This window comes from Stenotrophomonas sp. HMSC10F07, assembly GCF_001807895.1.
Taxonomy (GTDB): domain Bacteria; phylum Pseudomonadota; class Gammaproteobacteria; order Xanthomonadales; family Xanthomonadaceae; genus Stenotrophomonas; species Stenotrophomonas sepilia.
In genome coordinates this window covers 38,321-50,597 of record NZ_KV791400.1, presented here as the reverse complement: position 1 = coordinate 50,597, position 12,277 = coordinate 38,321, and the positions used below count along the sequence as shown (strand labels likewise).

General features: G+C 67.2%; 12 protein-coding genes. 8 read left to right on the top strand and 4 right to left on the bottom strand.

Features of this window, described 5'->3' with window-relative positions; translation table 11 throughout:
* The 3 genes from HMPREF3114_RS11970 to HMPREF3114_RS11960 all read right to left on the bottom strand — a co-directional run.
* Nucleotides 1-895, bottom strand: an 895-nt coding sequence (locus HMPREF3114_RS11970; RefSeq protein ID WP_070489848.1) for a hydroxymethylglutaryl-CoA lyase, incomplete at its 3' end; no start/stop codon positions are given.
* The gene (locus HMPREF3114_RS11965; protein ID WP_053499993.1) at nt 892-1,293 is read right to left on the bottom strand and encodes a VOC family protein; all 402 of its coding nucleotides are present in this window, start codon (nt 1,291-1,293) and stop codon (nt 892-894) included. The genes HMPREF3114_RS11970 and HMPREF3114_RS11965, both read right to left, overlap by 4 nt.
* A 2-nt stretch (nt 1,294-1,295) precedes the next feature.
* Nucleotides 1,296-2,084, bottom strand: a complete 789-nt coding sequence (locus tag HMPREF3114_RS11960) for an enoyl-CoA hydratase/isomerase family protein (RefSeq protein ID WP_053499991.1) — start codon at nt 2,082-2,084, stop codon at nt 1,296-1,298.
* A 119-nt stretch (nt 2,085-2,203) separates the two neighbouring features.
* Between HMPREF3114_RS11960 and HMPREF3114_RS11955 the strand changes: the two genes are divergently transcribed.
* From HMPREF3114_RS11955 to HMPREF3114_RS11945, 3 genes are read left to right on the top strand one after another with little or no spacing between them, the layout of a single operon-like run.
* The gene (locus HMPREF3114_RS11955) at nt 2,204-2,458 is read left to right on the top strand and encodes a FeoA family protein (RefSeq protein ID WP_005416370.1); all 255 of its coding nucleotides are present in this window, start codon (nt 2,204-2,206) and stop codon (nt 2,456-2,458) included.
* Nucleotides 2,455-4,320, top strand: a complete 1,866-nt coding sequence (locus HMPREF3114_RS11950; protein ID WP_070489847.1) for a ferrous iron transporter B — start codon at nt 2,455-2,457, stop codon at nt 4,318-4,320. The genes HMPREF3114_RS11955 and HMPREF3114_RS11950 overlap by 4 nt, the downstream gene beginning before the upstream one ends.
* A complete protein-coding gene (locus HMPREF3114_RS11945; RefSeq protein WP_053501068.1) occupies nt 4,320-4,574 on the top strand; it encodes a DUF6587 family protein in 255 nt (84 codons plus the stop codon). Before HMPREF3114_RS11950 ends, HMPREF3114_RS11945 begins: the two co-directional genes overlap by 1 nt.
* 94 nt (nt 4,575-4,668) lie before the next feature.
* On the opposite strand, the gene HMPREF3114_RS11940 is transcribed toward HMPREF3114_RS11945, so the two are convergent.
* Entirely contained in the window at nt 4,669-5,130 is a 462-nt protein-coding gene (locus tag HMPREF3114_RS11940; protein ID WP_053501070.1) for a DUF4304 domain-containing protein, read from the bottom strand.
* 143 nt (nt 5,131-5,273) lie between these two features.
* On the opposite strand from HMPREF3114_RS11940, the gene dapB reads away from it, so the two are divergent.
* The 5 genes from dapB (at nt 5,274) to HMPREF3114_RS11915 (ending at nt 12,242) form a co-directional block, all read left to right on the top strand.
* The gene (gene dapB / locus HMPREF3114_RS11935; protein ID WP_080375120.1) at nt 5,274-5,993 is read left to right on the top strand and encodes a 4-hydroxy-tetrahydrodipicolinate reductase; all 720 of its coding nucleotides are present in this window, start codon (nt 5,274-5,276) and stop codon (nt 5,991-5,993) included.
* A gap of 335 nt (nt 5,994-6,328) precedes the next feature.
* The gene (carA, locus tag HMPREF3114_RS11930; RefSeq protein WP_053501074.1) at nt 6,329-7,456 is read left to right on the top strand and encodes a glutamine-hydrolyzing carbamoyl-phosphate synthase small subunit; all 1,128 of its coding nucleotides are present in this window, start codon (nt 6,329-6,331) and stop codon (nt 7,454-7,456) included.
* A 148-nt stretch (nt 7,457-7,604) separates the two neighbouring features.
* Nucleotides 7,605-10,847 carry a carbamoyl-phosphate synthase large subunit gene (gene carB / locus HMPREF3114_RS11925; RefSeq protein ID WP_053501076.1) on the top strand — a complete coding sequence of 1,081 codons (3,243 nt, stop codon included), beginning with the start codon at nt 7,605-7,607 and terminating at the stop codon, nt 10,845-10,847.
* Nucleotides 10,848-10,855: 8 nt separating this feature from the next.
* A complete protein-coding gene (gene greA, locus HMPREF3114_RS11920) occupies nt 10,856-11,320 on the top strand; it encodes a transcription elongation factor GreA (RefSeq protein WP_026347191.1) in 465 nt (154 codons plus the stop codon).
* 4 nt (nt 11,321-11,324) lie between these two features.
* Nucleotides 11,325-12,242 carry a phosphoglycerate mutase gene (locus HMPREF3114_RS11915; protein WP_065184938.1) on the top strand — a complete coding sequence of 306 codons (918 nt, stop codon included), beginning with the start codon at nt 11,325-11,327 and terminating at the stop codon, nt 12,240-12,242.
* Nucleotides 12,243-12,277 lie beyond the last annotated feature (35 nt).

The window sequence follows — 12,277 nt, the reverse complement described above, 5'->3', positions numbered from 1 at the left end:
AGCTGGCGGCGGCCAGCGCCTGCCCGGTGCGGCTGGCGGTGGCGCGACCGAGCAGGCCGGCCAGCCAGCGGCCGGTCTCGGCCAGTGCCGGCAGGTCCACGCCGCTGTCCAGGCCCAGGCCCTGCAGCAGATAGACCACATCCTCGCTGGCGACGTTGCCGCTGGCGCCCTTGGCATACGGGCAGCCACCGGCGCCGGAGACCGCGCTGTCGACCACGCGCACGCCTTCTTCCAGGCAGGTGGCGATGTTGGCGATGGCCTGGCCGTAGGTGTCGTGGAAGTGCACGGCCAGTGCCGTCATCGGAATCTCGGCGGCAACCGCCTGCAGCATCGCCCGAGCCTTGCGCGGGGTGCCGACGCCGATGGTGTCGCCCAGTGAGATTTCGTAACAACCCATCTGGTGCAGGGCGCGCGCCACCCGCACCACGTCGGCCAGTGGCACCTCGCCCTGGTAGGGGCAGCCGAGTACGGTGGAGACATAGCCGCGCACGCGCACGCCATCGGCGGCGGCGCGGCGCAGGATCGGCTCGAACCGGGCCAGCGATTCGTCGATGCCGGCATTGGTATTGGTACGGTTGAACGCCTCGGAGGCGGCGGTGAACACCGCCACTTCCTCCACGCCCACCGCACGGGCGCGGTCGTAGCCCTGTTCGTTCGGCACCAGTACCGGGTAGTGCACGCCCGGCCGGCGCTGGATGCCGGCATAGACCTCGGCGGCGTCGGCCAGTTGCGGGATCCACTTCGGGCTGACGAAACTGGTCGCCTCGATGCTGCGCAGGCCGGTGGCCGACAAGCGGTTGATCAGTTCGATCTTGTCGGCGGTGGACACCGACTGCTTTTCGTTCTGCAGCCCATCACGCGGGCCGACCTCGACGATGCGGACGTAATCGCTCATGCGGCTGCCCCATCGGACGGACGGTGGCAGACCGCTTCGATGTTGTTGCCGTCCGGGTCGAGCACGAAGGCGGCGTAGTAATCCGGGTGGTACCACGGGCGCAGGCCCGGGGCGCCGTTGTCGCGGCCACCGGCGGCGAGGGCGGCGGCGTGGAAGGCGTCCACCTGCGCGCGGCTGGCGCAGGCAAAGGCCACGTGCACGCCGTGACTGGTGGTGCCGCCATTGCCGAGCCAGAAGAACGGCTTGCCGTCGCTGCCGAAGCCGATGTGGTCGTGGTCACCGGTTTCTTCGGCGCTCACTTCCATCACGACGTCGATCTGCAGCGGCGCCAGTGCCTGCAGGAAGAAGGTCCTGCTGCGCGCCAGATCGGCGCTGGTCAAACCAAGATGATCGAGCATGTTCAGGCTTCCGTGACCCAGTGGGGGGCGCGCTTGTCGAGGAAGGCGCCCAGGCCTTCCTGGCCCTCGGCGGACACCCGCAGGCGCGCGATCAGGGCGGCATTATCCCGATCCAGCGCGTCGCGGTCATGGCTGTCGCGGACCTGCCGCACCAGCTGCTTGGCGGTGGACGAGGCGATCGGGCCGGCCTTGTCGAGCAGGGCCAGCTGGCGTTCCAGGGCTTCGTCCAGGCGTTCGGGCTCGACCAGCTGGTGGACCAGGCCGATGCGCAGCGCGGTATCGGCGTCGAAGTGCTCGCCGGTGGCGAACCAGCGCCGCGCCTGGCGCGGGCCGATGGCCTCGATCACGTAGGGCGAGATCACCGCCGGCAGCAGGCCGAGGCGGCTTTCGGTCAGGCCGAAGCGGGCCGAGGTGCTGGCGATGGCGATGTCGCAGCAGGCGACCAGGCCGACGCCGCCCCCGAAGGCGGCGCCATGGATCCGGGCCAGGGTCGGCTTGGGCAGCTCGTCCAGGGTGCGCATCAGCCGCGCCAGGGCCAGCGAGTCCTCGCGGTTGTCGGCCTCGCTGGCGGCGGCCATGCCGCGCATCCACTGCATGTCGGCACCGGCCGAGAAGGAAGCGCCGTGACCGGCGACCACCACGGCCCGGACCGAATCATCGCCGCCGGCGGCTTCCAGTGCGGCAGTCAGCCGGGCGATCAGGCTGGCGTCAAAGGCGTTGTGCAGCTCCGGCCGGTTCAGCCAGAGGGTGAGGACAGCGCCACGGCGCTCGATCTGCAAAGCATCGTTCATGGGATTCCAGGGTCACTCCATACCTGTATGGATCATAGCGGGCCATTGGTCATGGGCCATGACGCGACGCGGGAATGTTAGAATCGAGAACCATTTACATCCAGCAGAGAACACGCTAGATGACGCTGTCCGAACTGCCGCTGCACACCTCGGCCGTGGTCGAGTCCGTGCAGGACCTGCATGCCAACGATGCCATTGCCCGTCGCCTGCGCGAGCTGGGTTTCGTGAATGGCGAGGAAGTACGCTTGGTGGCCAAGGGCCCGGTGGGGGGCGAGCCGCTGCTGGTGCAGGTCGGGTTCACCCGGTTCGCGCTGCGGATCAGTGAAGCCAAGCGCGTCGTGGTCGACGCTGCCAGCCAGGAACGACGTGCATGACCGCCACTGTCTCCGCCTCACCGCTGCGCATCGCGCTGGTCGGGAACCCCAACAGCGGCAAGACCGCGCTGTTCAACCAGCTGACCGGCAGCCGGCAGAAGGTCGCCAACTACACCGGCGTCACCGTAGAGCGCAAGGAAGGTCGCCTGCGCGCGCCGTCCGGCCGCGAATTCGCCGTGCTCGACCTGCCGGGTGCCTACAGCCTGCATCCGGCCAGCCTGGATGAGGCGATCACCCGTGACCTGTGCCGGGGCTTCTACCCGGGCGAAGCTGCGCCGGACGTGCTGCTGTGCGTGATCGATGCCACCAACCTGCGCCTGCACCTGCGCTTCGCGCTGGAGCTGCGCGAGCTGGGCAAGCCGATGGTGGTGGCGCTGAACATGGTCGATGCCGCCCAGCGCCGTGGCATCCAGGTGGATGTGGCTGCGCTGGAGCGCGAGCTGGGCGTGCCGGTGGTGGAGACCGTGGCGGTGCGCAAGCAGGGTGCCAAGGCCCTGGTCGAGCGCCTCGATGCGATGGTGCCGCACCTGGATGCACCGGTGCCGGGCCCGGAAGGTGGCATCGACTACCATGCCAAGGTGCGCGAGATCCTGTCGGTCGCCGTGCGGATGCCAGCGCGGACCGCGAAGATCGACGACGCGCTGGACCGCTGGCTGCTGCACCCGGTGTTCGGGCTGATCAGCCTTGCAGTGGTGATGTTCCTGATCTTCCAGGCGGTGTACGCCTGGGCGACGCCGTTGATGGATGGCATCGAGGCTGGCTTCGCCTGGCTCGGTGCTCTCGTTGGCAGCGTGTTGCCGGAGGGTCCGCTGGCCAGCCTGCTGACTGACGGCATCATCGCCGGCGTCGGTGGCGTGGTGGTGTTCCTGCCGCAGATCCTGATCCTGTTCTTCTTCATCCTGGTGCTGGAGGAATCCGGCTACCTGCCACGTGCGGCGTTCCTGCTCGACCGCATGATGGCCGCCGCCGGCCTGTCCGGCCGCTCGTTCATCCCGCTGCTGTCCAGCTTCGCCTGCGCGGTGCCGGGCATCATGTCCACGCGCAGCATCCAGGACCCGCGTGACCGCCTGGCCACCATCCTGGTCGCACCGCTGATGACCTGCTCGGCGCGCCTGCCGGTGTACGCCCTGCTGATCGGTGCGTTCATTCCGCAGAAGACGGTGTGGGGGGGGTTCAACCAGCAGGGCCTGGTCCTGTTCGGCCTGTACGCCGCCGGCATCCTCAGTGCGCTGGCGATGTCCTGGATCATGAAGAAGTGGCGCCGCGACAAGAGCGAGCATCCGCTGATGCTGGAGCTGCCGTCGTACCGCCTGCCACATGTGCGTGACCTGGCGGTCGGCCTGTATGAGCGCGGCATGATCTTCCTCAAGCGCGTCGGCGGCATCATCCTGGCGCTGACCATCCTGCTGTGGGTGTTGCTGTCGTTCCCGGCGGCCCCGGCCGATGCCACGATGCCGGCCATCGACTACAGCTACGCCGGCCGGATCGGCCATGCGATGGCGGTGTTCTTCGCACCGCTGGGCTTCAACTGGCAGATCTGCATCGCGCTGATTCCGGGCCTGGCCGCGCGTGAGGTGGCGGTGTCTTCGCTGGCCACCGTGTATGCGCTGTCGGCCGCCGATGACGATGCCGCCAGCCAGGCGCTGACCCCGTTGATCAGCGATGGCTGGTCGCTGGCCACGGCCCTGTCGCTGCTGGTCTGGTACATCTACGCCCCGATGTGCATCTCGACGCTGGCTACCATCAAGCGCGAGACCAACTCGTGGAAGCAGATGGGCTTTGCCGCGTTCTACCTGTTTGCCGCGGCTTACGTGGCCGCGCTGATCACCTACCAGGTGACCAGCGCGCTGGGAGGCGGCTGATGGATACCGGGCTGCTGATCCAGTACCTGATCATCGCGGTGGCCGTGCTGGTCAGCGCCTGGGTGGTGCTGAAGAAGCAGTTCCCCGGTACCGTACGCAAGCTGCGCGGCGCATTGGCGCTGGCCCTGCTGAAGCCGGGTCGCGCGGCCTGGCTGCAGGCGCTGGGGCGGAAGATCGCGCCGCCGACCAGTGGGGGTGGCGGTGCCTGTGGGGGGTGCGACAGCTGCGGGCCGACTCCGCCGAAGCAGCGCTGACGCTGCTTTCCTGCTCTGGTGGGTGCGAACCCTGGTTCGCACACTTGCGGGCTTCATCCACGCATGGCGTGGATCTACCGGACGCAGGCCGGATTCAGACCTCTCTGCGGATGATCGCGCGGAAGTTCCCGCCCTGATTCAATCGCCGCACCGATTCGCGGTTTCCATGGGCTGCTGCGAAACCCGCCACGTCGGCCAGGGCATCGAGCAGCAGGGCCTTCAGCGCGTCGCGGTTGCCGGCCTCCAGCAGGTCATCAAGATCCTGCTGGATGAAGGTCCGGCGCAGGCCCGGCGTTTCTTCGATCCGCCAGTCGACATGGGGCGTGGGAATGCTGGAGCGGTACCGGAAAGCCGTTTCAAGATCGTCAGGCGCGAGGGGATACGCGAGCAGCTCTGGAAAGTAGAGTCCAGCATTCACATAGAAGCCCCGGCTTTCGCTGGCGCGCTGGTGATTCACGACAAGCAGGGCGTCATCCAGCAAGCGGTAGCGGGTGGTCGACGTCCCGGCATAACCGGTCTTCCTGGCGCATTTGCTGAAGACGGTCGAGGATTTCATGGGTTTTGCCCGGGCTGAGGGAAGGGCCACAGACTTGAAGGGGAGCGTTGCCGCGTCCAGTGGCAAACCCGTCACCGCAGGGGCATGCAGCATCGCAGCGATGGCGCTTGCCGGAGCGGGCGTGCTGCCGCTAGCCTGCAGGCATGAACCAGACTCCCCTGCGATTGCTCATTCACGGTGCCTCCGGGCGCATGGGCCAGGCCCTGCTGCGGCTGGCCGCCGAACATTCCGAAACCCTGCAGATCGTGGCCGCCGTGACCGGTCGCGCGCCGGCCCAGCGCGTAGTCGACGGTGTGCCGTTCTTCGCGGCCAGCGAACTGCCCGGTGCGCCGGTGTTCGACGTGGCCATTGACTTCAGCCTGCCGGAGGGCTTCGACCCGCTGCTGGCGCTGTGCGTGGATCGCGGGGCCGGGCTGGTGTCGGGTACCACCGGTATCTCCAGCACACAGCGCCAGGCGCTGGACGCCGCGGCGGCGAAGATCCCGCTGGTATGGGCCTCGAACTTCAGCCTGGGCGTGGCGGTACTGGACGAACTGGTGGAGCGGGCGGCGCAGGCGCTGGCCGGCTGGGACTGCGACATCGTCGAATCGCACCACACCCAGAAGAAGGACGCGCCATCGGGCACTGCATTGACCCTGGGCGCGGCCGCGCAGCGGGGCGGGGCGGAGCCGCACTACGCCAGCCTGCGCGCCGGCGACATCGTAGGCGAGCATTTGGTGCAGTTCACCGGGCTGGGCGAGCGCATCGAGCTGGTACACCGGGCCACCAATCGCGACATCTTCGCCCGCGGCGCCCTGTTTGCCGCCCGCCAGCTGCAGGGCCGGGCCCCGGGCAGCTACCGCGTGCGGGACCTGCTGCAGTAAGGCGGGTTGATTCCTGGGGTCGGATCCCTTTCCAGCGGAGAGGGCTCTGCCCCCATCCGAGGGCGCCTGGGGTCAGAGCCTTTCCCATTCGGTAATGGATCCGACCCCGCCTCCGGCCCGCATACCCGGCCGGATTGAAATGAATGCGCAATCGCCTGTTCATGAAGCGCGATAACCGCTGGCGTGAGCGCCCCGGCAGCGCTACAATTCGCACTCGCCGAATCACGAAAGCCGGACCGGTCCCAGACCGTACGTCCGCGCTTTTTTGCAACCGGATTTCCGTGAAGCGCAGGCGTGACTTCGGCAGCCCCCTCGGTAGCCAAAGTGAGATTCCCGTGACCCAAGCCGCAATCCTCGTCCTCGAAGACGGCACCGTATTCGAGGGCGAATCCGTAGGCGCGCCCGGCCTGTCCGTCGGTGAAGTGGTGTTCAACACCGCCATGACCGGCTATCAGGAAGTGTTGACCGACCCGTCCTACGCCCGGCAGATGGTCACGCTGACCTATCCGCATATCGGCAACACCGGCATGACCGACCAGGACGACGAAGCGTCCAAGGTGTGGTCGGCCGGCCTGATCGTGCGCGACGTTCCGCGCCGCCCCAGCAACTGGCGTAGCCAGGTGTCGCTGCAGGACTGGCTGATCCAGCGTGGGGTGGTCGCCATCGCCGGCATCGACACCCGCAAGCTGACCCGCATCCTGCGCGAGAAGGGTGCGCAGAACGGTGCGCTGATGGCCGGCGACATCGACGTGGAAAAGGCACTGGAAGCCGCCCGCAAGTTCCCGGGGCTGAAGGGCATGGATCTGGCCAAGGTCGTCACTACCGAGAAGACCTACACCTGGACCGAGGGCCAGCTGGACCTGGATGCCAACGCCTTCGTCAGCGTGCCGGCCAAGTACAAGGTCGTGGCCTACGACTTCGGCGTGAAGACCAACATCCTGCGCATGCTGGCCGAGCGCGGCTGCGAAGTGACCGTGGTGCCGGCGCAGACCCCGGCCGCCGAGGTGCTGGCACTGAAGCCGGACGGCGTGTTCCTGTCCAACGGCCCGGGTGACCCGGAACCGTGCGACTACGCCATCGAAGCGATCAAGACCTTCATCGACGTGAAGATCCCGACCTTCGGCATCTGCCTGGGCCACCAGCTGCTGGGCCTGGCCTCGGGCGCGCAGACCATGAAGATGGGCCACGGCCACCACGGTGCCAACCACCCGGTGCAGGACCTGGACAGCGGCCGGGTGATGATCACCTCGCAGAACCACGGTTTCGCGATCGATGAAGCAACCCTGCCGCCGACCCTGCGCGTGACCCACCGTTCGCTGTTCGACGGCACCAACCAGGGCGTGGCCCGCACCGACGTGCCGGCGTTCTCGTTCCAGGGCCATCCGGAAGCGTCGCCGGGCCCGCACGACGTCGGTCCGCTGTTCGACCGCTTCGTGGTGCTGATGAAGCAGGCCAAGGCGTGATCAGTACGCCGCCGGCCTGCCGGTGGCGTCGCGATGGACCGTAAACCCCGCATCGCTGCTGCCCCCGGCGCGGCGCTGCGGATCAAGATTCCTGATCGACAGCGTGCGATCACCCCCCTTGTCACGCTGTACTGACTTAGAGAAGAAAATGCCCAAGCGCACTGACCTCAAGACCATCCTCATCATCGGTGCTGGCCCGATCGTCATCGGCCAGGCCTGCGAGTTCGACTACTCCGGTGCCCAGGCCTGCAAGGCCCTGCGTGACGAGGGTTACCGCGTGGTGCTGGTCAACAGCAACCCTGCCACGATCATGACCGACCCGGAGATGGCCGACGCCGTCTACATCGAGCCGATCAACTGGCAGACGGTCGAGAAGATCATCGCCAAGGAAAAGCCCGATGCGCTGCTGCCGACCATGGGTGGCCAGACCGCGCTGAACTGCGCGCTGGACCTGGCCGACCACGGCGTGCTGGAGAAGTACAACGTCGAACTGATCGGCGCCAAGCGCGAAGCGATCCGCATGGCCGAAGACCGCGAGCTGTTCCGCGTGGCCATGGGTGAGATCGGCCTGGAGTGCCCGACTGCCGCCGTCGCCCACACCCTGGACGAAGCGCTGGAAATCCAGACCCGCGTCGGCTATCCGACCATCATCCGCCCCAGCTTCACCCTGGGCGGCAGCGGTGGCGGCATTGCCTACAACCGCGAAGAGCTGGTCGAGATCGTCAGCCGCGGCCTGGAACTGTCGCCGACCACCGAAGTGCTGGTGGAAGAGTCGGTGCTGGGCTGGAAGGAATTCGAGATGGAAGTGGTCCGCGATACTGCGGACAACTGCATCATCGTCTGCTCGATCGAAAACCTGGACCCGATGGGCGTGCACACCGGTGACTCGATCACCGTGGCCCCGGCCCAGACCCTGACCGACAAGGAATACCAGCGCCTGCGCGATGCCTCCATCGCCGTGCTGCGCAAGATCGGCGTCGATACCGGTGGCTCGAACGTGCAGTTCGGCATCAACCCGAAGACCGGCCGCGTGGTCGTCATCGAGATGAACCCGCGCGTGTCGCGTTCCTCGGCGCTGGCTTCCAAGGCCACCGGCTTCCCAATCGCCAAGGTCGCTGCCAAGCTTGCCGTGGGCTACACCCTGGACGAACTGAAGAACGAAATCACCGGCGGCCTGACCCCGGCCTCGTTCGAGCCGTCCATCGACTACGTCGTCACCAAGATCCCGCGCTTCGCCTTCGAGAAGTTCCCGGCCGCCGATGCCCGCCTGACCACCCAGATGAAGTCGGTGGGCGAGGTGATGGCGATGGGCCGCACCTTCCAGGAGTCGGTGCAGAAGGCCCTGCGTGGCCTGGAAACCGGCAAGGTCGGCTTCGACCCGACCGGCCTGGACCTGGGCAACGAAGACGACCTGCAGACCCTGCGTCGCGAGCTGAAGGCGCCGGGCCCGGAGCGCCTGTTCTTCGTCGCCGATGCGTTCCGCGCCGGCATGAGCGTGGAAGAGATCTACGCACTGTCGTTCATCGATCACTGGTTCCTGGACCAGATCGAGGAAATCATCGCGGCCGAAGCCGAAGTCGCTGCCGGCGGCATCGATGCGCTGGATGCCGCACGCCTGCGCAAGCTGAAGCGCGCTGGCTTCTCCGACGCGCGCCTGGCGCAGCTGACCGGCACCAACGAAGCCGCCATCCGCGCGCTGCGTCGTGCGCACAAGGTGCGCCCGGTCTACAAGCGCGTGGACTCCTGTGCCGGTGAGTTCTCCACCGGTACCGCCTACCTGTACTCGACCTACGAGGACGAGTGCGAGGCCGCGCCGAGCAACCGCGACAAGATCATGATCCTGGGCGGTGGCCCGAACCGCATCGGCCAGGGCATCGAGTTCGACTACTGCTGCGTGCACGCGGCACTGGCGCTGCGCGAGGATGGCTATGAAACCATCATGGTCAACTGCAACCCGGAAACCGTGTCGACCGACTACGACACCTCCGACCGCCTGTACTTCGAGCCGCTGACCCTGGAAGACGTGCTGGAAATCGTCGAACTGGAACAGCCGAAGGGCGTGATCGTGCAGTACGGCGGCCAGACCCCGCTGAAGCTGGCGCGCGCGCTGGAAGCCAACGGCGTGCCGGTGATCGGCACCAGCCCGGACTCGATCGACCTGGCCGAAGACCGCGAGCGCTTCCAGCAGCTGGTGGACAAGCTGGGCCTGAAGCAGCCGCCGAACCGCATCGCCCGCAATGATCAGGAAGCCCTGCTGCTGGCCCGCGAGATCGGCTACCCGCTGGTGGTGCGCCCGAGCTACGTGCTGGGCGGCCGTGCCATGGAAATCGTCTACGGCGAAGCCGACCTGGCCCGTTACGTGCGCGACGCTGTGAAGGTGTCCAACGATTCGCCGGTGCTGCTGGACCGCTTCCTCGACAATGCTGTCGAGTGCGACGTCGACATCATCGCCGACAAGGATGGCAACGTCCTGATCGGTGGCGTGATGGAGCACATCGAAGAAGCTGGCGTGCACTCGGGCGATTCCTCGTGCTCGCTGCCGCCGTACTCGCTGTCGGCTGAAACCCAGGCCGAACTGCGCCGCCAGGTGGTGGAGCTGGCCAAGGCCCTGAACGTGGTCGGCCTGATGAACACCCAGTTCGCGATCCAGACCAGCGACGAGGGTGCCGACACCATCTACCTGCTGGAAGTGAACCCGCGTGCCTCGCGCACCGTGCCGTTCGTGTCCAAGGCCACCGGCATGGCGCTGGCGAAGATCGCCGCCCGTTGCATGGCTGGCAAGAGCCTGGCCGAGCAGGGCGCGACCAAGGAAATCGTGCCGGACTACTACTCGGTGAAGGAAGCGATCTTCCCGTTCGCCAAGTTCCAGGGCGTCGATCCGATCCTCGGGCCGGAGATGCGCTCCACCGGCGAGGTGATGGGCGTCGGCCGCACCTTCAACGCCGCCTTTGCGCGTGCGCAGGAAGCCGGTGGCATCAAGGCACCGCCGGTCGGCAAGGCCTTCGTCTCGGTCCGCGACCCGGACAAGAAGCGCGTGCTGCCGGTGGCCAAGGCGCTGCTGGCGCGTGGCTACAGCTTGGTCGCCACCCGTGGCACCGCCGCGTGGCTGCAGCAGCACGGCATGGACTGCGAGATCATCAACAAGGTGGTCGAAGGCCGTCCGCACATCGTCGACTCGATCAAGAACGGCGAGATCGTCTACATCGTCAACACGACCGAAGGTCGTTCGGCGATCAACGACTCGTTCTCGATCCGCCGCGAGGCGCTGCAGCATCGCGTCACCTACTCGACCACCATTGCCGGCGCCAAGGCGCTGGTGGATTCACTGGAATTCCGCGGCACCGGCCCCGTCTGGTCGCTGCAGGAGCTGCACAAGGAGTTGAATGCATGAGAGCCCCCATCACCATGAAGGGCGCGCAGAAGCTGCGCGACGAACTGGATCACCTGAAGTCGGTCAAGCGCCCGAAGGTCATCGCCGCCATCGCCGAAGCGCGTGAGCACGGTGACCTGAAGGAGAATGCCGAGTACCACGCCGCGCGCGAGGAACAGGGCTTCATCGAAGGCCGCATCAAGCAGCTGGAGGGCGAGCTGTCGCACGCCGAGATCATCGACGTGAGCAAGCTCAATGCCGGCTCCAAGGTGGTGTTCGGCGCCAGCGTGACGCTGGCCGACGTGGAAACCGACGAAGAGAAGAAGTACCAGATCGTCGGTGACCTGGAAGCGGACATCAAGCTGGGCCTGATCGCGATTTCCTCGCCGGTGGCGCGGGCGATGATCGGCAAGCTGGAAGGCGATTCGATCGTGATCGACGCCCCGGCCGGCCAGCGCGAGTACGAGATCGTCAGCGTCAGCTACGTGGACTGACCGCGTGGCGACGGCGACCCTGCTGTTGCCTGCACGCAGCCGCTTTGCCGCGGCTGCGCTGCCGGACGATGTGGCACGCGCGCTCGGCCGTGCCACGACGGTGCAGGTCGTGCCGGGCGAGCGCGCGCAGCTGACACGCCATTTCTCGGTTGCCGCGCCGCACTGGCCGGTGGCCGCGTTGACCCGCCAGCGCGACGTCGGCGATGCCGCCGGTGCCAGCTGGCTGCGTGCCGATCCGGCCTGCATGGTGCCGGACATGCACGGCGCGCGGATGATGGCCTACGGCGAAACACTGCGGCCGACGCTGGCCGACAGCCTCGCGTTGCTGCCGGTGCTGCAGCCATTGTTCGCCGATGCCGGTTTCGTGCTCGACGCACCCGATCCCTCGCGCTGGTACCTGCGGCTGCCGATCGACAGCGAGCTGCCGGACTTCGACAGCCCCGACGAGGTCCTCGGCGATGACCTGTTCTCGCATCTGCCCGAAGGCGAGGGCGGTCGTCGCTGGCGGGCGCTGATGACCGAGGCGCAGGTGCTGCTGCACAACCATTCCTGGAACCAGCAGCGTGCCGCACAGGGACAACAGCCGATCAATTCGCTGTGGTTCTGGGGCGGTGGCGTGATGCCGGTGTCGGTCAGCACGCCGCACGCGCAGGTGCGCAGCCGGGACGCGCTGCTGCAGGGCCTGGCCCTGGCGGCTGGTGTGGCCGTGGATGGCGAGCAGGCGGTGGATGCGCTGGTCGACCTGCGCCAGCTGCGCTCTTTGCAGCAGCTCGGCAATGATGCGATCCGGCCGCTGCTGGCCGCGCTCAAGCGTGGCGAACTGCAGCGGCTGGTACTGGACTTCGAGGATGGCCTGCAGTTCCAGCTGGACCGTGGCCAGCGCTGGCAGTTCTGGAAGAAGCCGCGCCAGCTGCACGACTGACCGGGGTCGGATCCGTTTTCCATCGGAAAACGGCT

Bases quoted from the DNA above. Each gene is read 5' to 3' on its own strand.
- HMPREF3114_RS11950 (WP_070489847.1), top strand. From the start codon at position 2,455: ATGACCGCCACTGTCTCCGCCTCACCGCTGCGCATCGCGCTGGTCGGG.
- HMPREF3114_RS11955 (WP_005416370.1), top strand. From the start codon at position 2,204: ATGACGCTGTCCGAACTGCCGCTGCACACCTCGGCCGTGGTCGAGTCC.
- HMPREF3114_RS11965 (WP_053499993.1), bottom strand. From the start codon at position 1,293: ATGCTCGATCATCTTGGTTTGACCAGCGCCGATCTGGCGCGCAGCAGG.
- HMPREF3114_RS11960 (WP_053499991.1), bottom strand. From the start codon at position 2,084: ATGAACGATGCTTTGCAGATCGAGCGCCGTGGCGCTGTCCTCACCCTC.
- carB (WP_053501076.1), top strand. From the start codon at position 7,605: ATGCCCAAGCGCACTGACCTCAAGACCATCCTCATCATCGGTGCTGGC.
- dapB (WP_080375120.1), top strand. From the start codon at position 5,274: ATGAACCAGACTCCCCTGCGATTGCTCATTCACGGTGCCTCCGGGCGC.
- HMPREF3114_RS11945 (WP_053501068.1), top strand. From the start codon at position 4,320: ATGGATACCGGGCTGCTGATCCAGTACCTGATCATCGCGGTGGCCGTG.
- HMPREF3114_RS11940 (WP_053501070.1), bottom strand. From the start codon at position 5,130: ATGAAATCCTCGACCGTCTTCAGCAAATGCGCCAGGAAGACCGGTTAT.